Source organism: Streptomyces sp. CB02366 (genome assembly GCF_001905905.1).
Classification (GTDB): domain Bacteria; phylum Actinomycetota; class Actinomycetes; order Streptomycetales; family Streptomycetaceae; genus Streptomyces.
On sequence record NZ_LIVT01000012.1, the window covers coordinates 109,709 to 132,779 of the forward strand.

Here is a 23,071-nt window from a genome sequence, read left to right on the forward strand (position 1 = left end):
GCCACCGCAACCGGACTCCCCGGGCTACGGCGGTCGGCATGTTTGATCCGGGGACGAGCGGTCAGGCGGGGGGAGACCGCGAAGCCGAACACAGCAAGGTGCGTGAATGCCATGGGTGCCGATCAGAAGGCTCAGGCCAAGACCGACCAGGCCAAGGGCAAGGCCAAGGAAGCGGCGGGACGCACCGTCGGCAACGAGCGCCTCGTCGCCGAGGGCCGTGCCGACCAGACCAAGGGCGACGCCCGCCAGGCCAAGGAGAAGGCCAAGGACGCCCTCAAGGACTGAGGCCGTCCGAGCAGCGCCGTCCGGCCCCGCGGAGCATGGCTCCGACGGGGCCGGACGGCATCCGTGCGCAGGCGGGGCGGGACCAGACGGGAAGGGCCGAGGGCCGGGGCCGCCGGGCCGGACAGGGAGCACCGGCGCCGCCGAGGAAGGGCGGCTGCCGGTACCGCCGGACCGGCGCCGGCCGCCACGACGTGGTCGACGGCCCCCGCCCGTGGCCGCCGGGGGCCTCTTCGCGGAGCAGAGGGACTGTTCGGGCGCGCTCACGGCCCCGGCCGCTCGGCGGGGAGGAACGCTCCGGCCGTCCCGCCCGTTCGGCCCTCAGACCCCTATGGCTCCCGCGGCCCGGGGGCGTGCCCCTCACCGCACGCGAGAAGCGCCCCGGTCCGAGTCGCCCCCGTCGTCCTCGTCGGAATCATCGTCGTCGCCGGGGATGTGGACGTCGAACACGACGATGTTGATCTCGACGACCTCCAACCCCGTCATCGTCTCCACGGCATCGGTGACGTTGGACCGGATCCGGTCGGCGAGTTCGTGGATCGGTATGCCGTACTCCACCTCGATGTCGACGTCGATCGCGGCCTGCTTCTCGCCCACTTCCACCTTGACGGCGCGGCGTGCGCCGGAGGCGCCGGACCTGCGTCCGGTGACGGCGCCGAGCGCCTTGGACGCCCCCCGCCCCACGGAGTGGACGCCATCGGTCTCGCGAATCGCGATGCCCGCGATGGTGGAGACGACGTTGTCGCTGATGGTCGTCTTTCCGCGACCGCCGGATCCTCCGGACCGCCCGCCGGTCGCCCTGCTGTCGCCCTGGGTGTCGATATCGGCCATGTCCGCCTCACAGAGAGTCGTTGCCACGGGCCGCGGATCGGCCCGTTCGGGCCCCTCTCCTCACTCTGCTCCTGGTCGGCCGCGTACGCCATTCGAGTGCCGGACCGACGGGTGCCCTCAGTCGCGGGGCAACAGGGTTCCGAGCGGCCCCAGATCGAGGTTGAGGTCCTCGGGGCGTACGCCGTGCTGCTCGCAGAGCTCCTTCATCCGCTGGTCGAGCAGCATGAGCGTGGTCCCGATCTCCTCGACCTGTTCGTCGCTCAGATCGCCCTGCTCGACCCGGCGGATGGCCTGGCGCTCCATCAGCTGCCGCAGCAGCTCGACCACGGTCAGGACCAGCGCCACCAGGTCCCGCCCCATCCGCTCGGAGTCCAGCTCGACGCGTGAACCCGTCACAGCGGCCCCCCGTCGCTCCAGGGCGCCGGTACCCGCTCGTTGACCGACGAGAGCAGCGCGTGCAGCGACAGCCGGACGAGGGGGACGTCGGCGATGGCGATGACCAGGTCGCCGCTGACCACCACCCCCGTCGCCAGGACCCGGTCCAGCAGGTCGACGAGCGGCACGCCGAGAGGGCCGCTCAAGGGCTCCGGGCTGTCCCAGGGCACCACCTCGTGCGCCATGGTCACACCTCTCCGACGAAGGAATACGGCGCCCAGGGGCCCGACAGCTCGATCTGCGCTCCGGTGCGGTCACCCAACACCGCGACCAATCGGCGGACTTCGTCCGCCCGCTCGTCGGCGACGAGGTACGTGGCGTTGAGCACGTGCATCCGGCGGTCGCCCGAGAGCGCCGCCCCGTGCGTCCGCAGCCGTCGCGACGCCGCGGCGAGCCCGCGCAGTTCGGCGTCGATCGCCTCGGCGACGTCCAGTGCTTGTTCCCGGCGCCTCTCCCGCAGCGCCTGGGCGCCCCGCTTCCGGTTCAGGTAGGCGAGGCCGGCCCCGGGAGCACGGCCGCCGACCGTCTCCGGCAGCGGTTCGCCGGTCTCGGGGCCAGGCTCCGGAGCCACGGGCCGGTACACCTTGACCCCCCATTCGGCGTGGTGTGCGACGCGCTTGAGCGCGGCATGGAAGCGGTCCGTCTCCTGGATCAGGCGGCTGCGGGCCCGTTCGTCGTCATGGTAGAGAGTGGCGAGCGGGAGGGGAACGACCGGACCGTGCGCGGACACGTTCGAGACCACCGTGTGGTGGGCCCGTGCGTACCGCTCGATCTGCGTCCGGTCGGACAGCCGTCGCTGCCAGACCTCGTCCGTGAAGTCGGCGGCGGGGACGGTCTGCACCACGGCGGTCAGCAGGCCCGCCGGGATCAGCCGGACCGCTCCGCCGCCGGGCATGCCGGCCTCCTCGTCGAGATCCAGCGCGCTCGCGGCGCGCGTGGCGCGGCAGACGGCGAACACATAGGTGGCCCCGTCGTCCGCGTCCGGGGGCGGCACCCGGGGGGCCGAAGGCTGGGTCATCTCCGCTCGCTCTCCTTCTTCCGGCCGGTCCGCTCTTCCGTTTCCGCCCGCTCCCCGCGGTCCGCGTTCCGAGGCGTCGGGCCCGCGGACGGCGTTCCGTCCTCGGCGGACGGTTCGTGTTCCCGCAGACGCTCCCTCAGCTCACGGTTCTCCTCCTCCAGAGCGTTGCGCGACGCCCGGGAGCTCAGCGCGGGGTCGGTCTCCCACCAGTCGATGCCCGCCTTCTTCGCGGTATCGACCGAGGCGACGAACAGACGGAGCCGGATGGTGAGCAACTCGATGTCGAGGAGATCGATCTTGATGTCCCCGGCGATGACGATGCCCTTGTCCAGGACGCGTTCGAGGATGTCGGCGAGGCTGGAGTTCGGAGGCCCCGGGACGGGCCGGCCGTCCTGCCGGAAGTCGAGGTCCGTCACCGTGAACCCTTCGCGCGACGCCTACGATCACGGCGGCTCGGGACGGGAGGCTCCTCTTCCTCTTCCTCTTCCTCTTCCTCATCCTCATCCTCGGACTCGTCCTCCTCATCCTCGGACTCGTCTTCTTCCGGCTCGTCCTCCCCCTCGTACTCGTCGTCCCCCGGCTCCTCGTCGTATTCGTCGCCGTCGTCGTCGCCGTCCTCGCCGTCCTCGCCGTATTCGTCGTCCTCGTCCTCGCCGTCCTCGCTCTCCCCGTCGTCCTCGTACTCCTCCTCCGGCTCGTCCTCGCCCTCCTGCTGCTCCGCTTCCTCGCGCTCGACGGCCTCCTCGTGGGAGACCACCACCTCACCGTCGCGGATCTCACCGCGCCAGCCTTCCGGCTCCTCCTCGGTGAGGGTCACGTAGCGCTGGAAGTGCTTGAAGTCGAGTCGCATCCGACGCCCCTGCGCGCGCCAGAGGTTGCCCGTCTTCTCGAAGAACCCCGAGGGGTAGTACTCCACCACCAGGATGATCCGGGTCAGCGTGGGCCCGAGTTCGTGGAAGCTGACCGCTCCGTTGACCGTTCCCTTGGCGCCTTCCGAGGACCACACGATCCTGTCGTCCGGCACCTGCTCCAGGACCGTGGCCTTGAAGCTGCGGGAGGAGGGACCGATCTTCACCTTCCAGTCGCTCTCCACCTCGTCACTCTTGGAGACGTCGCGGACCCCCTTCGCGAAGCTGCTGAACTCCTCGTACTGCGTCCACGCGTCATAGGCCGTACGCAGCGGCACACCCACATCGAGCACCTCGATGATGTTCATGACCTTGCTGCCGCTGGACTTGCGCTTGCTCCTGCCGCCACCGCCGAAGGTGTCCTTGGCCTTGTCCACCACGGCGTCCTTCGCTCCCTTGGCCTTCTCCGAGACGAAGGCCTTCACCGGGGACTCCCCCTGGAGCACGCGGGAGCCGATGGCGGGCAAGGAGCCGCCGTTCTCCGCGACGTCGTTCAACTGGCCGGTGAGGTCGGTGAGCTTGTCACCGGCTCTCTCGGCGAGCTTCTTCACCTGGGCGCCGGCGTACTTCGACAGCTCCTCCTTCAGGCGGTCGACCCCCGACTCCTGCGCCTCTTCCGGCTCGTCCCTGTCCGTCTTCACCATGACGTCTACCTCCCGCTACCGGAGCGCTTGGACGGGGTCCGCTTGGAGGGGGCCTTCTTCGACGAGGCCGACTTGGCGGACCGCTGCTTCGTCGTCGCCTTCTTCGCCGCCGTCTTCTTGGCCGGGGCCTTCTTGGCCGGGGCCTTCTGGGCGGGAGCGGACTTCTTCGTCTTCTCGGCGGGGGCCTTCTTCGCGGGGGCCGCCTTCTTGGCAGCGCCGGTCTTCTTGGCCGCCGTCTTCTTGGCCGGGGCCGCCTTCTTCGCGGCGGTCTTCTTGGCCGTCGCCTTCTTCGCCGGGGCAGCGGACTTCTTCGCCGAAGCGGAACTACGCGACGGAGCCCGCTTCGCGGGGGCGGTGGGCTCCTTTCCACGCCGGGGCCTCGGAGCGGGGGCCTCCTCCTCCGGTTCCTCGTCCTCGTCGTCGTCCTCGCCCTCGTCGTCCTCGCCCTCGTCGTCTTCGGGTTCTTCGTCCTCCTCGGATTCCTCCTCGTCCGGCCCCTCCTCCCCGTACTCCTCGTCCTCGTACTCCTCGTCCTCGTACTTCTCGCCCTCGCCCTCGCCCTCGTCCGTCGCGCCGAGACGCAGCGTGCGGTCGCCGATGGCGTCCGCCAGCGAGGCCATACCGCGGTTGGCGGCCGCTGTCACGGCCTGGCGCCCGGCGTCGAGTACCTCCCCCCTCAACTGCTCCTGCAACTCCGCCACCTGGGGCACCTGCCCGAGCCGGCGCACCCCCTCGGCCGCCAGTTGGCGGGGTTCGAGTCCGAAGCGTCGCCCTGCCAGGTAGGTCGCTACGCTCAGGGCCAGCCGGCCCTTCTTCGTCCGGCCCAGCACGTACCCGCCCACTACGGCGGCCGCCAAGGCCGCCTTGGCCTGGTCATCCATGTCTGTCACCTTCTGTGGTCGACGTCGCAGCGCATCTGAGCGGCGTGAAGCCGGTCGAGCAGCCGTTCCTCCTCGGCCTCGAACGTTTCGAGGTCGATGAGTCCTTCGTCCAGTTCGCGGTTGAGCCCGGCGAGTTGCGCACGGAGCACGCCGGGGTCGTACAGCTCGCGCTCGGCGGTCTCCTGGAGCTTCTCCGCGACCCAGACCACCCCCCGCGCCGGGGCGAGGGGCAGGAGCAGGAGTCCGGAGATCAGCCCCATCGTCAGCCTCCGGCCATCGCGCCCGGCCGGCCCGGGGCGTCCGCGTCACCGACGAAGCTGTAACAGGGCAGGGGGCCCGCGAAGCGGATCTCGACGCGGCTCCGGCGCGCTTCGGCCAGTCGCTCGGCCGCCGTACGGAATCGTTCGCTGTGGCCGCGCGGGACCAGGAAGGACGTGTTCAGCGCGCACCCCTGGACCTCGGGCCCGGGGACGGCCGCACGGGCCAGCGGGGCGAGTTCGCGCAGCACCTCCCGGCCCGCCTCGGCCGCGCGGCGTGTCAGTGCCGAGGCCACCGCTTCGCCCAGCCGGACGCTGGCCTCGTATCCGGGCCGGCGGCGCGCCTCGTCCCGCAGCCGCCGTACGACGGCGTCCTCGACCACCACTTCGGCCAGGGAGTCGGGAGCCGGCAGGGCCTTGACGTTGACCTCGACGTGTCCGTCCAACTGCTCCAGGGTGGCGAGGTGGCTCCTCCGCGCCCCGGCCAGGCGGGCGAGCAGGGTGTCCTCGTCCGGGGCCACCATCCCGAAACGCATCGGCAGCACGGGGCCGCCCTCCGCCAGGCCCATCAGGAGGTTCTGATGGGCCAGCAGGTCCCGCCGCCGGGCACGCAGGCGCGCGGGGGCGTCACTGACCACCGCGGCGATCCCGCCCGTGGTGACGGTGCGCGGAACACCGGGCGGGTCGCCCACGCCGCCCGTCCCCGCGGGCAGGGGGGTCCCGCGGCGCACCACGGCGTAGACGTACAGTCCGGCGCCGGCCACGGCTCACGCCTCCGCTCGGCGGCGCCGGCTCGCGCCGCCGCCGCTGCGGGCGGGGGCCCGGCGCTTCTTTGGACGCGGTTCCTCTTCCTCTTCCTCCACCTCGTCGGACGCGTCGTCCTGCCCCACCGCTCTGCGTACGGTGTCGCCCACCGTCTCCGCGGCCTTGCGCACCTTGCGCTTGCCGATGGACTTCGCAGCGCTGCCGCTGAGCAGTTCGGGGACGGTCGTGCTGCCGGAGTCCCGCTCCAGGTCCAGCCGGTTGCACGCCTCGGCGAAGCGGAGGTAGGTGTCCACGCTGGCCACGACGATACGGGCGTCGATCTTGATGATCTCGATGCCGACCAGGGAGATCCGGACGAACACGTCGATGACCATGCCCCGGTCCAGGATGAGTTCCAGAACGTCGTACAGGGTGCCGGCGCGAGGCGGACACGGAGCTATCTCGTCGGCGTAGGTCGTGGCCGTCATGAGGGTGGGTCCTTCCAGCTGATCGGACGGTCGGGGATCACTCGTCTGCGGAGCCGCGCCGGTAGCGACGGACCCGGCGGTACTCCTGGAGCTCTCCGGCTCCGTCCAGACGCACCTCGTAGGAGGCGAGCAGGCTCGTCGTGTCGGGGATCCGAGGCACCTCGAGGACGTCCACGACCACGCACCAGCCGTCGTCGTCCGAGCGCCGGACCGCGGAGACGCCTTCGGCGGGGTGGTCGATCAGCCCCTCCAGGCTCCGGCAGGCGGCCCGAGCGGCGTGCTCGGGCCCCTTGGTGGACGCCGGCTTCTTCCGGGTCCTGGCCGGGCCGGTGGCCCGTGCCGAACGTTGGTCTGCCATAGCGCCCAGTCTCGTCACATTCGGGCATTCCGCATCTCGGGCGGGCCGATGGTGCGGGACGTCTCCGCGCCGTGGGCGGGTCGCGGTTCTCCTTTGCGGCCCCCGGTCGGTCCTCCCGCCCGTGCGGACCGGCGGCCGGCCGTGCCCGGGGCGGCTTCGCCGGGCGCGGCCCCCCGGGAGAGTGAATCCCGCGGGGGCGTCCACGGTGGTCCCCGTGTGCGAGGCGGGCTCCGAGGGGCGCCCGCCTCATGCCTTCGCGACGCCGGTGAGATGCGCGAAGACGACGACGTTGGCCGCATAGCCGGCCTTCTTGTCGAAGCGTCCGCCGCAGGTGATCAGCCGCAGTTCCGGCCGTCCCCGCTCTCCGTAGACCTCTTTGTCGGGGAAGGACGCCTTCTGGTACGTGCGGACCGCGTCGACGGTGAAGACCGCCGTACGCCGGTCGGCCCGGGTGACCCGGACGGTGTTGCCGGGGCGCAGCATGCTGATGTTGAGGAACACGGCGGGCCCGGTCAGGGTGTCCCGGTGTCCGATCGCCAGCGCGGTCCCCTTCTCGCCCGGCGTCGGCCCGTCGCGGTGCCAGCCGACCAGCTTCGGCTTGCTGATGGGCGGGGTCCCCGGGTGGCCGGCCGGGTCGAGGGGGAGCCCCACGACCGGCGCCTCCAGCGACAGGGCGGGGATCGACAGTTTCGTCGCCGGCGACCGGGGGAGCGGCGACGGCGGGGGAGCGGATCTCGTCGGCTTCGCCGCCCGCTTCCCCGCCGCCCTGCTCCCGTCCGGGTGCCCGGGGTGCGCCGCCGGGGAGGAGGAGGGGCCCGCCTCCCGTCCCGGCGGCGCCTGCTGGGACACCTTTCCGTCGCCGGGGGCCGACGCGGTCGCGGCTCCGTGGTCAGGGGAGGCGCCGCACCCCTGGACCACGGTGGCCACGATCGAGAAGGTGACGCTCAGCGTCATGGTGAGACGGGTGGCGCGGCTCGGTCCGCGCCGCCGTCGCCGACGACGGTGAACCGTGTTACGCGGCGCCATGCGTGCGGCGGCGGGCGGAGCGGCGGGCGAGGAAGAGACCGAGGACGCCCACGCCCCCGGCGGCCAGCGCCGAGGTGGCGCCGAGCGACATGCCGCCGTCCCCGGCGGTGCTGCTCTCGACGGTCGGGACACCGCCGCCGCCCGCGGGCACGCCCCCGGTGGGACGGCAGTCGACGGTGAAGAGCTTCTCCTTGGGCGTGCCGCCCGGGAACGTCCAGGTCACCTTGTACTGGCCGTTGGGCAGCGAGTACTCCTGCGTGTTGCCGAGCCCCGCGGTCAGGGCGACGGCCGCGGTGAGCGTGGGACGGGTCGGGGTGGCCGGCTGGGGGGTGACGGTGACGTTGACCAGGGGCACGGTCTCGAAGTTGACGGCTGCCAGGGTGAAACGGCAGATCTTGATCTCGTCACGCGGGTCGCTGTTGGGCGTGCCCGGCTTGTGGATCTTGATCTCGCCGAGGTCGCCGGGGGCGGCGGAAGCGGTGGACGCGCCGGAGAGGGAGAGACCGGTGACGGCGACGGCGGTGACCGCGGCGGCGCCGAGGCGTCGGACGGAGGTGCGCGAGAGGGTGAACGACGACATGACGACTCCTGAGTGGTGAGATTGTCGTACTAATCGGGGTGCAGTTACAGAAATGCCACACGCATCCGATGACGAGACGTCACCGAGCCGACACGCGCCCGCATTTGCCCCGAAAGGAGCACACCGGTCAACGTCCGGGGCCGGGAACCGCGTGAGCCGAGGGTGCTCGCGCCTGCGGTGAAAGGCCCCACGCCTGCATAACGGCGCTGGTCGGGGTAGCCGCCGTTCATGGCAGACGAACAGCGCACCCAGCAGGGCTCCCGGTACGGAAAGGTCCCGGAGAGCCGCGACGGAACGGGACGGACGGAGGAGGGGCGCCTGCGTGGGCCGGCCGGCCCCGACGACGGGGCGGAGCGCGACACGCCGGACGCGGCGGCCGGCCCCGACGACCGGGTGAAGCGTGACGCGCCGGACACGCCGACCGACCTGCACAGGGCGTCCTGGTGGGCGGTCCTCAAGCGAACGGTGAAGGAGACCCAGCGGGACGAACTGACCGACCGGGCTGCGGGGCTCACCTACTACGGAATCCTCTCGCTCTTCCCGGCCCTCCTCGTCCTGGTCTCCCTCCTCGGGATCGCGGGCGAGTCGACCACGCGGAAGGCGCTGGAGCACGTCGAGAAGCTGGCCCCGGGAGCCGCCAAGGACGTGATCAAGAGCGCGATCACCCAGCTGGAGGGGAGCGGCGGCACCGGCTCGGTGCTGGCGGTCGTCGGTCTGCTGGGGTCGCTGTGGGTCGCCTCCGGCTATGTGGCGGCCTTCATGCGGGCGGCGAACGCGGTCTACGACCTGCCGGAGGGCCGCCCGCTGTGGAAGGTACTCCCGGTGCGCGTGGGGCTCACCCTGGTGCTCATGGTGCTGGCCGCCGTCTGCGCCCTGATGGTGGTGCTGAGCGGAGGAATCGCCCGTGAACTCGGCTCGCTGCTGGGCGTCGGCGACACCGCCCTGCTGGTCTGGTCGATCGCCAAGTGGCCCGTCCTGGTCGTCTTCGTGGCCGCCATGCTGGCGCTCCTGTACTGGGCGGCGCCGAACGCCAAGGGGCGGGGCTTCGCCTTCGGCTCCCTGGGCAGCGTGCTGGCGCTGCTGATCTGGATGGCGGCCTCCGCCGGGTTCGCGTTCTACGTCGCCAACTTCGGCTCGTACAACAAGACCTACGGTGCGCTGGCCGGCGTCATCGTCTTCCTGGTCTGGCTGTGGATCACCAACCTGGCGATCCTGCTGGGGCTGGAGTTCGACGCGGAGATGGCGCGCGAGCGCGCCATCCTGGGCGGTCTGCCTCCGTACGAGGAGCCCTACGTCGAGCCCCGCGACACCCGCTCCTGGTCCGAGGAGGACCGCCGGGCCATGGGCGAGACGGGCCCCTCCAGCGACCTGCGGTCCGGCTGAACGGCGCGCCCCGCCCCGCCGGCCTCACTCGCGCAGGCGCGGCTTCCGCTCGGTTCCGGCCAGCGCGCGGTCGAGGGCGGCCACGCCGAGGCCGGCCAGGACGATCTGGAGGAGCCACTCGATCCAGTCGACGCCCCGGGTGGCCGCCACTCCCGACAAGGACGCCAGCAGGGAGCCCAGGAGCGCGGCGGCGACGCCGACGACGAACGTCCACAGCACGCCGATGTGCTGGCGGCCGGGCAGGACGAGGCGCCCCAGCAGACCGACCGCCGCACCGATGAACACGGCGCTGACGACTCCGGAGATTTCCATGGCTGACCACTCCTTCGGGGACGGCGTGTCCGCCTCGCCTACCCCGCGCGGCGGCGAGAACCCCCGCCGCGCACGGGACGCGAACCCCCCTGCCGCCAGGGGGAGAGGAACCGGCGGCCGGATTCGGAAATCGCGGTTATCGATCGCTCCGTTCGCGCATATGTCCGGATCGCAGGGGCAGGCGGATGTCAGCCAAGGACGACGGAGACCGGTCAGTGAGCGGTCATCCCCGGCGACAGGTGAAGGATGAGCACCGAGAAGAAGACCGATGAAGAGCACGACGGAAAGCGCGTCGACGTTCCTACCGCCATGCGGCAGGCGTCCGCACAGCTCACGGAATTGCTCCAGTGCGAGCCCGGTTCTGTTTCCTCGGTGAAGGCCACCGAGAGCGGCTGGTCGGCGGACGTGGAGGTCGTCGAGCTGGAGCGGGTGCCGGACACCATGAGTGTGATGGCCTCGTACCGGGTCGAACTCGATCCCCAGGGAACGCTTTTGTCCTACGAGCGGCTGCGCCGGTATGCCCGCGGCCAGATCGATCGACGCTGACATTCCGTCGTCAGATGCAACGGAGATCGCCGAAAGGCGGTCTCGCGGAAGATCACCGAAAGGAGTTCCCCATGTCCCTCGTTCAACAGAGCAATGCGACGTCCGGTGGGAGCGGCTCGGGAAATCTCTACGACGTTCTTGAACTCATACTCGACCGCGGACTCGTCATCGACGCATTCGTCCGTGTCTCCCTGGTCGGTATCGAAATCCTCAAAATCGACGTACGGGTGGTCGTCGCGAGTGTCGACACCTACCTGAGGTTCGCCGAAGCCTGCAACCGCCTCGACCTGGAATCCGGCCGCAAGGCGCCGAGCCAGCTCACCGACCTGGTCGGCGACATGACCGAGAGCGGCGCCAAGGGCAAGTCGAAGGGCGCGCTCTCCGGCGCCGTGGAGGCCTTCACCGAATCGTTGCAGAGCAAGAACGGCGAGTCGGAGGAAGAGGAGCAGCCGCGCAAGCGCACTGCCCGTAAGACCACGTCCACCCGTCAGTCCCAGCGACGCGAGGAGTAGCGGTGCCCACCTACATCTACGCCATCACCGGAGCCGACCACCCCATGCCGCTGGAGGGCCTGCACGGCGTGGGCGACCCGCCCTCGGAGCTGCGTACCGTCCGCACCGGCCGACTGGCCGCCGTGGTCGGCGACGCGCCCGCCGGACTCCGCGCCAAGCGACGCGATGTGATGGCCCATCAGAACGTGCTGGAAGCGCTGATGGCGGGCGGCGCGACCCTGCCGATGAGGTTCGGCCTGGTGGGCCCCGGCGACGACGAGGTCACCGCGGCGCTGGAGCGGGAGGCCGACGCGTACGAGGAGCGGCTGGCGGAGCTGGACGGCCAGGTGGAGTACAACCTCAAGGCCGGCCGGGAGGAGGACGACCTCCTCCGGGAGATCATGACCGAGTCCGACGAGATCCGGCAGCTCAACGAGCGGGTCCGGGCCCAGGGCAGCCACGACGACCGGATCGCCCTGGGAGAGCTGGTGGCGCGCGAGGTGACCGCCCGCGGGCAGCGGGAGGCGGAGGACGTCGCGCAGCGACTGGCGGACGCCGCCACCCGCAGCTCGCACGCGGAACCGGCCCCGCAGCAGTTCCTCAACCTGTCCTTCCTGGTGCCCCGCGCGGAGACCGAGGGCTTCGTGGCGGCGGTCCAGAAGGAGGCCGACCGGCGCGGCGACGCCTACACGTTCACGCTGACGGGCCCGCTGCCGCCGTACAGCTTCGTCTGACCGCCGCGGCCCGCCCGTCCGTCCGGTCCCGGGAGCGGAGGTGAGACGTCCGCCATGGGCCTCATCAGCAGCATCCTGACCCTGCCGCTGGCCCCCGTACGGGGGACGGCCTGGGTACTCGACCAGGTCGTCCAGGCGGCCGAGCAGGAGTACTACGACCCGGAGCCGGTACGCGCCCAGCTGGCGCAACTGGAGCAGGACCTGAAGAACGGCCTCATCGACGACGAGGAGTTCGACCGGCTCGAGGACGAACTGCTCGACCGGCTGGACGAGATCGAGGCGTACCGGAACAGCACGCGGCAGGGGCCGTGAACGTCAGACGCCACCACACGTGACCGGGGGAGATCAGAGGTGCATCGCACATGACGAAGAACGCCAAGATAGGCGCGGCCCTGGTAGGGGGATACCTGCTGGGGCGTACGAAGAAGGCCAAACTCGCCCTGGGGTTCGGGATGTTCCTCCTCGGCAAGAAGATGGACCTCGACCCGCGGCAGCTCGGCAGAATGCTGGCCGACTCGCCGGTCCTGGGCTCGCTCAACGACCAGGTGCGCAAGGAACTGGTGGACGCCACCAAGACGGCCGCCACCAAGGCCCTCACCCAGCGGGCCGGCAGCCTCGCGGACTCTCTGCAGCAGCGCACGCAGGCGCTGGGGGCGGGATCCGCGGCCGAGGACGAGGAGACCGGCGAGGACGACGAGCCGGCCGAGGACGAGGAGCCGAAGAAGGACGCCCGCGCGGACCGGGACGAGGACACCGGCGGGAGCGGGAAGCGCAAGCGCGCCCCCCGCAAGACCGCCTCCTCCGAATCCTCCTCCAGGAGCGGTTCCTCGTCCGGCGCCGGCCGGTCGGGAAGCGGAAGCAAGTCGGCCGCCCCCGCCCGCAAGCGCGGCAGCGCCGCCCGCAAGACCGCGTCCTCCGGCGCCCGCAAGGCCCGGGGAGGCGACGATGCCTGAATCCGCGCTCAGCGGCATCAAGGACGACGTGGTCAAGAACCCGGCCACCGACCGTCTCAAGGACGAGCTGCAGAACTACCTCCGGGCCCGCGCCGAGCACGCCGTGACCCAGCTGGGGCACCGTCTCGGCGACTCGGTGTCCAAGCTCGCGGAGCCGGGTGGCGGGAGCGGCGCCCTGAAGAGCCTGGCCAAGGGCGGTCAGGCGCTCGGCGAGGGGAAGTCGCCCGGCCAGGCCGCCTTCAGCGCGGGCGCCTCCCACCTCAAGGACACCGTCAAGGACAAGGTCAAGGGCCTGTTCGGCAAGGGGCGCAAGTCCGGTGGGGGCAAGTCCAAGAGCGTCACCATCGTGGAGGACATCGACGTCGGTGTGCCGGTCCGCGAGGCGTACGACCAGTGGACCCAGTTCCAGGAGTTCAGCTCGTTCGCCAAGGGCGTCGTGAGCGTGGAGAAGGCGGACGACACCACCAGCAACTGGAAGGTGAAGGTCGCCAAGTCCACCCGCAGCTGGAAGGCGAACGTCACCGAGCAGGTGCCCGACGAACGGATCACCTGGACCACCGAGGGCGCCAAGGGCACCGTCAAGGGCGTGGTCACCTTCCACGCCCTCACCGACGACCTCACCCGCGTCCTGCTGGTCCTGGAGTACTTCCCCAAGGGGCTGTTCGAGAAGACCGGCAACATCTGGCGGGCCCAGGGCCGCCGGGCGCGACTGGACCTCAAGCTCTACCGCAAGTTCATCATGATGCGCGGTGAGGCGACCGACAGCTGGCGGGGCGAGATCCGCGACGGAGAGGTCGTCGTCAGCCACGACGAGGCGATCGAGGAGGAGGAGCGGGAGGGCGAGCCCACCGAGTCCGAATCCGAGGAAGACGCCGCCGAGGACGCGTACGAGGAGGACGACGAGCCCCGCGACGAGGACGGCGAGCCCGAGGACGAACACCTCGACGACCCCGAGGACGAACACCTCGACGATGCCGAGGACGACGAGCCGGTGGACTCCGACTACGACGAGGAGCCGCAGGACGAGGAGTTCGCCGACGAGGACGCCGAGGACGCCGAGCCGGGGGAGGAGTTCGCGGAAGAGGACGCCGAGGACGCCGACGCCGACGAGGACGCCGACGCCGACGAGGACACCGAGGACCTGGACGAGGCGGACGCCGACGAGGACGCCGAGCCGGCCGAGGAGGAGGAGGCGGCGGAGGAGCCGCGACCGGCCCGTGGTTCCCGTCGCCGGGCGGCCGCCGACCGGTGACCCTCCCCGCTCAACGGCCCGACGGAGGCCGGCGCCCGGGCACAGGCCCCGGGGCCGGCCCCCGGGGCCGTGCCGACACCACCACCCCACCGACACCCCACGGAAAGGCGTGAGAGACCGTGTCCGATTCACTGGCCGGCCGGCTGCCGGCCTCGCCCCGAGGGGCCGCCCCGGCATACGGGCAACAGGGCTCGTCGGCCAACCTCGCCGACATCCTGGAAAGGGTGCTGGACAAGGGCATCGTCATCGCCGGTGACATCCAGATCAACCTGCTCGACATCGAACTGCTCACCATCAAGCTCCGCCTGCTCGTCGCCTCCGTCGACAAGGCCAAGGAAATGGGCATCGACTGGTGGGAGCACGACCCCTCGCTCTCCTCGCGGGCCCGTCCCGCGCGGGAGACCGAGGCGGGAAGCGCCCCCGGCGCGGAGCTCGGCCCCCCGCGGGAGGCCGGGAGCGGCTCGGGTGACGAGGCGCTGGCCGAGGAGAACGAGCGGCTGCGCGCCGAACTGGCCCGTCTGCGGTCGGCGGCAGGGCTTCCGGGCTCCGCCGCGGCCGAGGCCCGGGCGGATCGGACCGGACAGGAGGAGGAGCGATGAGCACCGGACCGAACCCGCCCGCCGACGGTCCGGACGCGGGCGCCGGAGAGATGAGCTACGTCTACGCGGTCGGCCGTGAGGGCTCCGCCCTGGACGGGCTCGCCACCCGGTTGCCCGGCGTGGACGGCCGCCCGCTGCGCCCCGTGGCCGGGGGAGGGCTGTGCGCGCTCGTCTCCTCCGTACCGGCGGACGCGTTCAGCGAGCAGGGGCTCACCGCGCAGATGGAGGACCTGGACCGGCTCGAAGCCGTTGCCCGCGCCCACCACGCCGTGGTGGACGCCGCGTTCGCGGAGACCTCCGTCCTGCCGATGCGGCTGGCCACGGTCTACCTGGACGACGCCCGGGTGGCCGCCATGCTGGTTCGGCAACGCAGCGAGTTCCAGGAACTGCTGGGGCGCCTGGAGGGCCATGTCGAGCTGGGGGTGAAGGTGTACGCCGATCCCCGTGCGGCCGCCGCGACGGCGTCCGCCGGGCCGACCGCCGCGACGCCCCCGGACGCCGGGGCGGGCCGCGCCTACCTGCGGCGGCGGCAGGCGCAGCAGCGCGAGAGCCAGGACGTCTACCAGGCGGCCTCCGACCTGGCCGCCCGTGCCGCCCGACTGGCCGACGGGGTGGCCTCCTCCCGGGCGGTGCACCGCCCGCAGCAGGGGCAGCTCGCTGCCCGCGCCGGCGTGAACGTGACCAACGAGGCCTACCTCGTCCCCCGGGAGGACGCGGCGCGACTGCACCGCGAGCTGGCCGCGCTGGCCGGCGGCGCCCCCGGGGTGTCGATCGAGGTGACCGGGCCGTGGGCGCCCTACTCGTTCGCCACCGCCATGGTGGCGGAGGGGGCGGACGGCGGGGGCCCACGATGAGCACGGACCTCATCGGCGGCGTCCTCGGCGAGAGCGAACCCCGCAGCGGGCCGCCCGTCGCCCTCATCGACCTCCTGGACCGGCTGCTGAACGGCGGGGCCGTGCTCACCGGCGACCTCGTCCTGTCCATCGCCGACGTGGACCTCGTCCACATCAATCTGCGAGCGGTGATCCGTTCGATCACCGGTGAGGAGCCGGGGCCGTGGTGAGCCCGTCCCCGGCGGCTTACGAACGGGAGACCCCGGAGAACGGGGAGGAGGCGCAGACGATGACCGAGGACGCCCGCGCACGAGGCGCGCAGGGGACGCCCGCCGCGGCGGCCGAAGAGGTGGCGCGCGCCGCGGCCCGCGCGTTCGGGCTCAGCCCCGCGCCGCCCGAGGACGGCCGCGGCCCCTCCGCCGCGGCCCAGCGGCTGCACACCGACCCGGACACCGTGGAGCGCGACCTCATCAAACTGGTGCTCACCATCGTCGAACTGCTCCGCCAGCTCATGGAGCGCACCGCGATCCACCGCGTCGAGCAGGGCGACCTGAGCGAGCTCCAGGAGGAGCGGATCGGCATGACCTTGATGATCTTGAACGAACGCATGACGGAGCTGTGCGACCGCTACGGCCTGACGATGGACGACCTCAACCTCGACCTCGGACCGCTGGGTTCGCTGCTCCCGCACAACGGCGCCTGAACGCGCCGGTATCCAGGTTTGATCACATCGAGCACGGCAAGGAGGAGCCCATGACTGACGACAACGACGCAAAGAACTCCACCGGTAGCAAGGGCCGGACCGCCACCGCCCGCAAGACGGCCGCCTCGGCCGGCAAGGCGGCCGGCGCCACCGCAGGGAAGACCGGCACGCAGGCCCGGGACAAGAGCGGCGAGGCGCTGTCCGCGGCCGAGAGCGCCAAGGACTCGGCCTCGGAGGGCGTGCGGGCGGCCGGGGAGACCACCCGGCGCGTCGGCCGCGCCGCCGCCGCCGGTATCCAGAGCGGTCAGCAGGCCGTGGCCGCCAACGCGGCCAAGGCGGCGAGCGCGGCCGGCACGGCCTGGACCGTCGTCAAGCACCGCAAGGCGGTCGCCGCCGGAGCCGCGGCCGGAGTGGCCGGGATCGCCGGAGCGGCGTTCGCCATCGGGCGCTCGTCCGCCAAGCCTCCGATGGGTCCGCTGACCCGGCTGGCGCGCGGCCGGATCTGAGCGCGGTACGGAACAAACGAAGAGCGCCGGGGCACGACGGGCCCGGACGTGGGGCGGGGCCGGAGAGAACTCTCTCCGGCCCCGCCCCACGTCCGGGCCCGGGTGCTCTCTCTCCCTTCGTCTCCCGCTGCCGCGCCTCCCCTCCGCGTCCTCCGCCGACCGCCCTCGGCCCCGAGGCGTCCGGCCGGGGGCGGCCCGGCGCCGCGTCGGACTTCAGTCGTACGAAGGGGATGCCGCGCCCGCCCGTCGGGAGGAAGGCGTACGGGCCCTTTCACGCCAACCGTCGATGGAGCGTCCCCTCCGGGCGCGCCCGGGCGGAGTGTGGTGCCCCGCCGTATCCGGGGCCTGCGCGCCCGACTACGGGGATGTTTCGGCACAAGCGCCCTTTTCGAGCCGTGGCCGACCGTCCCCCTTGCCGGAGCCTCGCCCCATATGCCCTATCGACAAAGCGAATTGGCGAGCTTAGGCTCACCTAAGTTCGGGTGACCGCTTCGTCGGCGCGCCCGTCCTCCGAATCTTCCCCTCACGCCTGACAGGCGGACTTCCCGGACGATGGGAGCGACATGTCACAGGTTCTTCCTGGCGACACACCACCGGTCCACGACCTCATCGGCATCGGCTTCGGCCCGTCCAATGTGGCCATGGCGATCGCGCTCAGCGAGTACAACAGCACAGTCGGCAGGCAGGATTCGGTCACCGCTCACTTCTTCGAGCAGCAGTCGAGCTTCGGCTGGCACCGCGGCATGCTCATCGACGACGCCACCATGCAGGTGTCCTTCCTCAAAGACCTGGTGACGCTCCGGAACCCGGCCAGCGAGTTCAGCTTCCTGTGCTACCTGCAGAGCAAGGGCAGGCTGATCGACTTCATCAACCACAAGAACCTCTTCCCGCTGCGGGTGGAGTTCCACGACTACCTCGAGTGGGCCGCGGCCAAGGTCGACGACCAGGTCTCCTACGGCCACGAGGTCATCGGCGTCACCCCGTTCGTCGACGACGGCGCGGTGCGCCACCTCGACGTGACCGTCCGCTCCGGCGACGGGGTCACGGTCCACCGCGCCCGCAACCTCGTCATCGGGACCGGGCTGCGCCCCCTCATGCCCGAGGGGGTGCAACGCGGCGAGCGCGTCTGGCACAACTCCGACCTGCTGCGGAAGGTCGACGCCCTGGACGGCTCCTCGCCCTCGCGGTTCGTCGTCGTCGGCGCCGGCCAGAGCGCCGCCGAGAACGTCGCCTATCTGCACCGCCGCTTCCCCGACGCCGAGGTCTGCGCCGTCTTCTCCCGGTACGGCTACAGCCCCGCCGACGACAGCGGCTTCGCCAACCGGATCTTCGACCCCGACGCGGTCGACGACTACTTCGCCGCCCCCGAGGCGGTCAAGAGCAGCCTGATGGCCTACCACGCCAACACCAACTACTCGGTGGTGGACATCGACCTGATCGACGACCTCTACCGCCAGATGTACCGGGAGAAGGTCCTGGGCGCCGAACGGCTGCGCTTCCTCAACGTGTCCCGGGTCACCGGTGTGGTGGAGGAGCCCGGCGGCGTCCGCGCCACCGTGAAGTCGCTGGTGACCGGGGAGGAGTCGGAACTCGACGCCGCCGCCGTGGTGTTCGCCACCGGCTACCGCCCCGCCGACCCGCTCGGCGTGCTCGGCGAGGTCGGGGAGCACTGCCTGCGCGACGACACGGGCCGCGTCCGCGTGGAGCGCGACTACCGGATCGCGACCGGCCCCGGGCTGCACTGCGGCATCTACCTCCAGGGCGGTACGGAGCACACGCACGGCATCACCACGTCGCTGCTCTCCAACACGGCGATACGGGTCGGGGAGATCCTGGACTCCCTGCTCGGACGCCGGGTCAAGTCCACCTCCGACGCGTCCCGGCCGGTGGCCGGGGGAGCGGGCCGGGAAGTGCCCGCCGGGCACTGACCGGACGCGGCTCGTCGAACGCTCCGTCCGCCCGGCGGTCCGCCGGCGGACGGAGCGACTGTTGCGATCAAAGGGATATCGTTCTTCGACATGTTGACGACTGAGGTGGAGCGCCCCTCACCCGGGGGGACGACCGACACCCGCGGGCGGCGGCTGGCCGGGCTGGGGGTCCTCGCGGCCGTCCTGGTGATCGCGGCGGCGGCCTCCTTGGCCGTCGGAGCGCGCGCGTTGAGCCCCGGCGAGGTGTGGCACGGCCTGTTCGCGGACCCCGACCCCGACCGGAAGCTGACCGAGATCCGCCTCATCGTGCAGACCGTGCGCGTGCCCCGTACCGTCCTCGCGGTCGTGGCGGGGCTGGCGCTCGGCGTCGGCGGGGCGCTGATCCAGGGGTACACGCGCAACCCCGTCGCCGACACCGGGCTGCTGGGGGTGAACGCCGGAGCCTCCTTCGCCGTGGTGGCGGTGATCGCCGTGTTCGGGTTCACCGACCCCTTGCAGTACGTCTGGTTCGCCTTCCTGGGGGCCGGTGCGGCCGGTGTCGTGGTCTTCGGCCTGGCGAGCATCGGCAGGGGCGCGGGCAGCCCGTTGACCCTGGCCCTGGCCGGACAGGGCGTCACGGTCTTCCTCGCGGCGATGACCACGGCCGTGGCGCTCTCCGACAAGGAGTCGCTGAACGCCCTGCGGTTCTGGAACGCGGGCTCGGTGGCCGGCGTCGGGTTCGACGTCATCCGGCCGGTGACCGGCTTCGTCGTCGTCGGGCTGGTCCTGGCGCTGATCACCCTGCCCGCCCTCAACCTGCTCAACCTGGGCGACGACGTGGCGCGGGCGCTGGGAGTGAACATCGCGATGAGCCGGACCGTCGGCATCGCCGCCGTCACCCTGCTGGCGGGGGCCGCCACCGCGGCCTGCGGCCCCATCGCCTTCCTCGGGCTGATGGTGGCGCACGTGGCCCGCCACCTCACCGGCCCCGACTACCGCTGGCTGGTGCCGTACGCCGGTCTGCTCGGGGCCGTGGTCCTGCTGGTCTGCGACATCGCGGGCCGGCTGGTGGTGCGCCCGGGCGAACTGGAATCGGGCGTCGTGGTCGCCCTCCTCGGCGCGCCCTTCTTCGCGCTCCTGGTGTGGCGGGGGAAGTTCAGGAGCGCGGTATGAGGGTTCACGAGCACATGGAGCAGGCTCCGCGGCCCAGGGGCGGGGCCGAGGCGGAGCGGGCGTCGATGCCCCCGGGCGTACGGCTGGGAAAGGTGTCGTTCGTCTGGCGGCCCCGGCTCGTGCTGGTCACCCTGGTCCTCGCGGCGGCGGCCTTCCTGGTCTTCTGCCTCTCGATCGGCGTCGGGGACTTCCCCATCGGCCTCACCCGGGTCATGGCCACGCTCGTGGGGCAGGGGGAGCAGGTCGACGAGTTCGTCATCATGGACCTCCGCCTGCCCCGGGCGCTGGCCGGTCTGATCGTGGGCGTCGCCCTGGGCGTGTCGGGGGCCATCACGCAGTCCGTGGCCCGCAACCCGCTCGCCAGCCCCGACATCCTGGGGATCACCTCGGGGGCCGGCGCCGTCGCGGTGTTCCTGGTGACCGCGACGGGCGGGACCGCCGCGGCGGTCGCCGGCTCGGTCGGGCTGTCCTCGGCGGCCCTGCTGGGCGGGCTCGGCACGGGGCTGCTCGTGTACTTCCTCGCCTGGCGGCGCGGGATCGACGGCTTCCGGCTCGTCCTGATCGGCATCTCGGTCACCGCGATGATGCAGGCGGTCACGACCTGGCTGCTGGTCTCGGCCGACATCCGCGACGTGGCGCGCGCCCAGGTGTGGCTGGTCGGTTCGCTGGACAACCGGTCCTGGGACGAGGTCGGGGTGGCCTTCTGGTGCACGCTCGTCCTGTTGGCCGCCGTCGCCCTGGTGGCCTTCCCGTTCAAGCCGATGCACCTCGGCGACGACGTCGCGGCCGGGCTGGGCGTACGGTTCGGCCGGGTGCGGGGCGTCCTGCTGCTCTGCGCCGTCCTGCTGGCCGCGGTGGGGGTGAGCGCGGCCGGGCCGGTCCCGTTCGTCGCGCTGGTGGCCCCGCAGGTGGCGATGCGCCTGGGGCGGTGGCCCACACCGCCGTTGATCGCCTCGGGGCTGGTGGGCGCGCTGCTGCTGATCGGCTCCGACCTCGTCGCCCGCGCGGCGCTGCCGATCGGTCTGCCGGTCGGGGTGGTCACCGCGGTGATCGGCGGACCGTTCCTCGTCTACCTGTTGGTACGGGCGAACCTCCGGTAGATGGTAGAAGTAAGGCATACCTCAACAAGGGGGGCTCGTGGCCGCTCAGTTCACCGTTCGGACCGATGAGGACGTCAGGGGCGTCCCACGGCTCGCCGCCAGGGGCATCACGGTCGGGTACGGCGACCGCACGGTCATCGACGACCTGGACGTGACGATCCCGACCGGGGTGATCACCACGATCATCGGCCCCAACGGCTGCGGGAAGTCCACCCTGTTGCGCACCCTGAGCCGGTTGCTCAAGCCGTCGGGGGGCACCGTCGTCCTGGACGGCGAGGACATCGGCCGGCTCCGGACCCGCGATGTGGCGAAGAAGCTCGGGCTGCTGCCGCAGACGCCGGTCGCCCCGGACGGATTGACGGTCGCCGACCTCGTCGCGCGCGGACGCCACCCGCACCAGAGCTGGCTGCGGCAGTGGTCGTCGGACGACGCGGACGTGGTGCGGCGCGCCCTGGCCATGACCGGGGTGGCGGACCTCGCCGAGCGGCCCGTCGACTCCCTGTCCGGCGGGCAGCGCCAGCGCGTATGGATATCGATGACCCTGGCCCAGGGCACCGGCCTGCTGCTGCTCGACGAGCCCACCACCTACCTGGACCTGGCCCACGCGATCGACGTGCTCGACCTCGTCGACGACCTGCACGAGTCGGGCCGCACCGTGGTCATGGTCCTGCACGACCTCAACCTGGCCACCCGCTACAGCGACCACCTCGTCGTCATGCGGGCGGGAGCGGTCCTGGCGCAGGGGCACCCCCGGGACGTCATCACCGCCGAGCTGCTGCACGAGGCGTTCGGGCTGCGGGCCCGGGTGGTCGACGACCCGGTGGGCGACCGGCCGCTCATCGTGCCGATAGGCCGGGCGCACGTGCGCCCGGACGTGCGGCCCGAGGGGGAAGCGCGCTCTCCGTACGCCGGATGACCGGACATCACGTCTCAACTCGTTCCGGCCGGGCTAAAGTTGTCCAGTAAGGCTAGGCTGCCCTCAGTTGATCGGGGTACAGTCTGGCTGTCTCATACGGGGCGCAGTGGGCAGCGCGAAAGCAAGGGAACTGACGGATGCTTCTCCATCGAACGACGTCTGCGAAGCCGTGGCGGCGGCTGGCCGCGACCGTGTCCGCCGCGACCCTCGGCGTCGGCCTCCTCGCGGGATGCGCCGCCGACGCGGCGGACGGGAAGAAGAGCGACGACGCACCGGCCGCCGCCGGGGGAGCCTTCCCGGTCACCGTGGAGCACGCGTTCGGCTCCACCGAGGTGAAGCAGGCCCCGAAGCGGGTCGTCACCGTCGGCTACACCGACGACCAGGCCGTCCTGGCGTTCGGCGTCAAGCCGGTCGGCATGGTCGACCAGTACCCCAACCCGGCCGGACAGACGCCCGACGTCAACACCCAGTGGCCCTGGGTGAAGGACCGGTGGGGCGACACCCGCCCCGAGGTCGTCATGAAGAACGGCGACGCGGGCCCCAACTTCGAGAAGATCGCCTCCCTGCGCCCCGACCTGATCATCGCGGTCTACTCGGAGGTCGACAAGGCGGCCTACGAGAAGCTCTCCAGGATCGCCCCGACCGTCGGACGCACCAAGGGCGAGAAGGAACTCTTCAGCGCCCCCTGGCAGGACAACGCGGTGCACATCGCCAAGGCGCTCGGCAAGGAGAAGGAGGGCGCCGAACTGGTCGAGGGGATCCAGACCAAGCTGGAGGCCGCCAAGAAGGCCAACCCTCAGTTCGGCGGGCAGAAGGCCGTCGCGGTCTCCTGGTACAAGGACTCGATCTCGGCGTTCGCCTCCACCGACGTCCGCGGCCGCCTCATCACGGGCACCGGCTTCACCTACCAGGACGAGATCGACAAGGTCGCGGACGGCGGCTTCTCCACCGAACTCTCGCCCGAGCGCATCGACCTGATCGACGTCGACCGCATCTTCGTCATCAACGACAAGGCCGACACGGACGCGCTCAAGAAGTCCGAGCTGTTCGCCAACCTCCCTGCCGTCAAGAACGGCAAGGTCTCCTACCTGCTGGACAGCGAGGGCCCCGCGATCGGCGCGGCGATGTCCCAGGGCACCCTGCTCTCCCTGCCGTACGCGATCGACGAACTCGTCGAGTCGGCCAAGTAGAGATGACCGCCCGACGGCCCG

The 23,071-nt window shown here is 71.6% G+C and carries 32 protein-coding genes; 18 read left to right on the forward strand and 14 right to left on the reverse strand.

From position 1 onward, the window contains the following. Nucleotides 1–111: 111 nt before the first annotated feature. On the forward strand, nucleotides 112–285 hold the full coding sequence (locus tag AMK24_RS26510) for a CsbD family protein (RefSeq protein WP_073771409.1): 174 nt from the start codon (nucleotides 112–114) through the stop codon (nucleotides 283–285). Nucleotides 286–642: 357 nt separating this feature from the next. On the opposite strand, the gene AMK24_RS26515 is transcribed toward AMK24_RS26510, so the two are convergent. The 13 genes from AMK24_RS26515 to AMK24_RS26575 all read right to left on the reverse strand — a co-directional run bounded on the left by AMK24_RS26515 (nucleotide 643) and on the right by AMK24_RS26575 (nucleotide 8,452). Further along, the gene (locus AMK24_RS26515; protein WP_073771410.1) at nucleotides 643–1,113 is read right to left on the reverse strand and encodes an Asp23/Gls24 family envelope stress response protein; all 471 of its coding nucleotides are present in this window, start codon (nucleotides 1,111–1,113) and stop codon (nucleotides 643–645) included. A 117-nt stretch (nucleotides 1,114–1,230) separates the two neighbouring features. After that, nucleotides 1,231–1,509, reverse strand: coding sequence for a gas vesicle protein K (locus AMK24_RS26520; protein ID WP_073771411.1), 279 nt, complete (start codon nucleotides 1,507–1,509; stop codon nucleotides 1,231–1,233). Beyond that, a complete protein-coding gene (locus AMK24_RS26525) occupies nucleotides 1,506–1,733 on the reverse strand; it encodes a gas vesicle protein (protein ID WP_073771412.1) in 228 nt (75 codons plus the stop codon). The genes AMK24_RS26520 and AMK24_RS26525 overlap by 4 nt, the downstream gene beginning before the upstream one ends. 2 nt (nucleotides 1,734–1,735) lie before the next feature. Continuing rightward, entirely contained in the window at nucleotides 1,736–2,566 is an 831-nt protein-coding gene (locus AMK24_RS26530; RefSeq protein ID WP_073771413.1) for a GvpL/GvpF family gas vesicle protein, read from the reverse strand. Further along, nucleotides 2,563–2,982 carry a gas vesicle protein gene (locus AMK24_RS26535; RefSeq protein ID WP_073771414.1) on the reverse strand — a complete coding sequence of 140 codons (420 nt, stop codon included), beginning with the start codon at nucleotides 2,980–2,982 and terminating at the stop codon, nucleotides 2,563–2,565. The genes AMK24_RS26530 and AMK24_RS26535 overlap by 4 nt, the downstream gene beginning before the upstream one ends. Further along, nucleotides 2,979–4,118, reverse strand: coding sequence for an SRPBCC family protein (locus tag AMK24_RS26540; protein ID WP_073771415.1), 1,140 nt, complete (start codon nucleotides 4,116–4,118; stop codon nucleotides 2,979–2,981). Before AMK24_RS26540 ends, AMK24_RS26535 begins: the two co-directional genes overlap by 4 nt. Nucleotides 4,119–4,123: 5 nt before the next feature. Then, nucleotides 4,124–4,999, reverse strand: a complete 876-nt coding sequence (locus tag AMK24_RS26545; RefSeq protein WP_073771416.1) for a histone protein — start codon at nucleotides 4,997–4,999, stop codon at nucleotides 4,124–4,126. A gap of 5 nt (nucleotides 5,000–5,004) precedes the next feature. Further along, the gene (locus AMK24_RS26550; RefSeq protein WP_073771417.1) at nucleotides 5,005–5,259 is read right to left on the reverse strand and encodes a gas vesicle protein GvpG; all 255 of its coding nucleotides are present in this window, start codon (nucleotides 5,257–5,259) and stop codon (nucleotides 5,005–5,007) included. A gap of 2 nt (nucleotides 5,260–5,261) precedes the next feature. Next, nucleotides 5,262–6,020: a GvpL/GvpF family gas vesicle protein gene (locus AMK24_RS26555; protein ID WP_073771418.1), complete on the reverse strand. Its 759-nt coding sequence runs from the start codon at nucleotides 6,018–6,020 to the stop codon at nucleotides 5,262–5,264. Nucleotides 6,021–6,023: 3 nt separating this feature from the next. Further along, entirely contained in the window at nucleotides 6,024–6,488 is a 465-nt protein-coding gene (gene gvpJ, locus AMK24_RS26560; RefSeq protein ID WP_073771419.1) for a gas vesicle protein GvpJ, read from the reverse strand. 37 nt (nucleotides 6,489–6,525) lie between these two features. After that, on the reverse strand, nucleotides 6,526–6,846 hold the full coding sequence (locus AMK24_RS26565) for a gas vesicle protein GvpO (RefSeq protein ID WP_073771420.1): 321 nt from the start codon (nucleotides 6,844–6,846) through the stop codon (nucleotides 6,526–6,528). Nucleotides 6,847–7,092: 246 nt separating this feature from the next. Then, entirely contained in the window at nucleotides 7,093–7,800 is a 708-nt protein-coding gene (locus tag AMK24_RS26570; protein WP_073771421.1) for a class F sortase, read from the reverse strand. Nucleotides 7,801–7,858: 58 nt separating this feature from the next. Continuing rightward, nucleotides 7,859–8,452 (reverse strand): hypothetical protein, encoded by a 594-nt coding sequence (locus AMK24_RS26575; RefSeq protein ID WP_073771422.1) that lies wholly within the window; start codon nucleotides 8,450–8,452, stop codon nucleotides 7,859–7,861. 228 nt (nucleotides 8,453–8,680) lie between these two features. On the opposite strand from AMK24_RS26575, the gene AMK24_RS26580 reads away from it, so the two are divergent. Then, a complete protein-coding gene (locus AMK24_RS26580; RefSeq protein WP_079190647.1) occupies nucleotides 8,681–9,835 on the forward strand; it encodes a YihY/virulence factor BrkB family protein in 1,155 nt (384 codons plus the stop codon). Nucleotides 9,836–9,859: 24 nt separating this feature from the next. Here AMK24_RS26580 and AMK24_RS26585 read toward each other — a convergent pair whose 3' ends face one another. Next, on the reverse strand, nucleotides 9,860–10,147 hold the full coding sequence (locus AMK24_RS26585) for a hypothetical protein (protein WP_073771423.1): 288 nt from the start codon (nucleotides 10,145–10,147) through the stop codon (nucleotides 9,860–9,862). Nucleotides 10,148–10,393: 246 nt separating this feature from the next. Between AMK24_RS26585 and AMK24_RS26590 the strand changes: the two genes are divergently transcribed. The 16 genes from AMK24_RS26590 (at nucleotide 10,394) to AMK24_RS26665 (ending at nucleotide 23,050) form a co-directional block, all read left to right on the forward strand. Then, on the forward strand, nucleotides 10,394–10,693 hold the full coding sequence (locus tag AMK24_RS26590) for a gas vesicle protein GvpO (RefSeq protein WP_073771424.1): 300 nt from the start codon (nucleotides 10,394–10,396) through the stop codon (nucleotides 10,691–10,693). A gap of 71 nt (nucleotides 10,694–10,764) precedes the next feature. After that, nucleotides 10,765–11,205 (forward strand): gas vesicle structural protein GvpA, encoded by a 441-nt coding sequence (locus tag AMK24_RS26595; protein WP_073771425.1) that lies wholly within the window; start codon nucleotides 10,765–10,767, stop codon nucleotides 11,203–11,205. 2 nt (nucleotides 11,206–11,207) lie between these two features. Next, on the forward strand, nucleotides 11,208–11,918 hold the full coding sequence (locus tag AMK24_RS26600) for a GvpL/GvpF family gas vesicle protein (RefSeq protein WP_073771426.1): 711 nt from the start codon (nucleotides 11,208–11,210) through the stop codon (nucleotides 11,916–11,918). A 54-nt stretch (nucleotides 11,919–11,972) separates the two neighbouring features. After that, the gene (locus tag AMK24_RS26605) at nucleotides 11,973–12,230 is read left to right on the forward strand and encodes a gas vesicle protein GvpG (RefSeq protein ID WP_073771427.1); all 258 of its coding nucleotides are present in this window, start codon (nucleotides 11,973–11,975) and stop codon (nucleotides 12,228–12,230) included. 50 nt (nucleotides 12,231–12,280) lie between these two features. Beyond that, nucleotides 12,281–12,871, forward strand: coding sequence for a hypothetical protein (locus AMK24_RS26610; protein WP_073771428.1), 591 nt, complete (start codon nucleotides 12,281–12,283; stop codon nucleotides 12,869–12,871). Further along, a complete protein-coding gene (locus AMK24_RS26615) occupies nucleotides 12,864–14,123 on the forward strand; it encodes an SRPBCC family protein (RefSeq protein WP_073771429.1) in 1,260 nt (419 codons plus the stop codon). The genes AMK24_RS26610 and AMK24_RS26615 overlap by 8 nt, the downstream gene beginning before the upstream one ends. Before the next feature lie 119 nt (nucleotides 14,124–14,242). Then, complete coding sequence (locus tag AMK24_RS26620) at nucleotides 14,243–14,722, forward strand: gas vesicle protein (RefSeq protein ID WP_073771430.1); 480 nt, start codon at nucleotides 14,243–14,245, stop codon at nucleotides 14,720–14,722. After that, complete coding sequence (locus AMK24_RS26625) at nucleotides 14,719–15,576, forward strand: GvpL/GvpF family gas vesicle protein (protein WP_073771431.1); 858 nt, start codon at nucleotides 14,719–14,721, stop codon at nucleotides 15,574–15,576. Before AMK24_RS26620 ends, AMK24_RS26625 begins: the two co-directional genes overlap by 4 nt. Then, nucleotides 15,573–15,785, forward strand: coding sequence for a gas vesicle protein (locus AMK24_RS26630; RefSeq protein WP_053622820.1), 213 nt, complete (start codon nucleotides 15,573–15,575; stop codon nucleotides 15,783–15,785). The genes AMK24_RS26625 and AMK24_RS26630 overlap by 4 nt, the downstream gene beginning before the upstream one ends. A 59-nt stretch (nucleotides 15,786–15,844) precedes the next feature. Continuing rightward, on the forward strand, nucleotides 15,845–16,258 hold the full coding sequence (locus AMK24_RS26635) for a gas vesicle protein K (RefSeq protein ID WP_073771464.1): 414 nt from the start codon (nucleotides 15,845–15,847) through the stop codon (nucleotides 16,256–16,258). A 50-nt stretch (nucleotides 16,259–16,308) separates the two neighbouring features. Then, nucleotides 16,309–16,764, forward strand: a complete 456-nt coding sequence (locus AMK24_RS26640; protein ID WP_073771432.1) for a hypothetical protein — start codon at nucleotides 16,309–16,311, stop codon at nucleotides 16,762–16,764. Nucleotides 16,765–17,327: 563 nt separating this feature from the next. Further along, nucleotides 17,328–18,692: a lysine N(6)-hydroxylase/L-ornithine N(5)-oxygenase family protein gene (locus tag AMK24_RS26645; protein WP_073771433.1), complete on the forward strand. Its 1,365-nt coding sequence runs from the start codon at nucleotides 17,328–17,330 to the stop codon at nucleotides 18,690–18,692. Between the two features lie 90 nt (nucleotides 18,693–18,782). Beyond that, entirely contained in the window at nucleotides 18,783–19,844 is a 1,062-nt protein-coding gene (locus tag AMK24_RS26650; RefSeq protein WP_073771434.1) for a FecCD family ABC transporter permease, read from the forward strand. 14 nt (nucleotides 19,845–19,858) lie between these two features. Then, nucleotides 19,859–20,944, forward strand: a complete 1,086-nt coding sequence (locus AMK24_RS26655; RefSeq protein WP_073771435.1) for a FecCD family ABC transporter permease — start codon at nucleotides 19,859–19,861, stop codon at nucleotides 20,942–20,944. 37 nt (nucleotides 20,945–20,981) lie between these two features. Continuing rightward, the gene (locus AMK24_RS26660) at nucleotides 20,982–21,860 is read left to right on the forward strand and encodes an ABC transporter ATP-binding protein (protein WP_073771436.1); all 879 of its coding nucleotides are present in this window, start codon (nucleotides 20,982–20,984) and stop codon (nucleotides 21,858–21,860) included. A 137-nt stretch (nucleotides 21,861–21,997) separates the two neighbouring features. After that, nucleotides 21,998–23,050 carry an iron-siderophore ABC transporter substrate-binding protein gene (locus tag AMK24_RS26665; RefSeq protein WP_073771437.1) on the forward strand — a complete coding sequence of 351 codons (1,053 nt, stop codon included), beginning with the start codon at nucleotides 21,998–22,000 and terminating at the stop codon, nucleotides 23,048–23,050. Nucleotides 23,051–23,071: the final 21 nt, after the last annotated feature.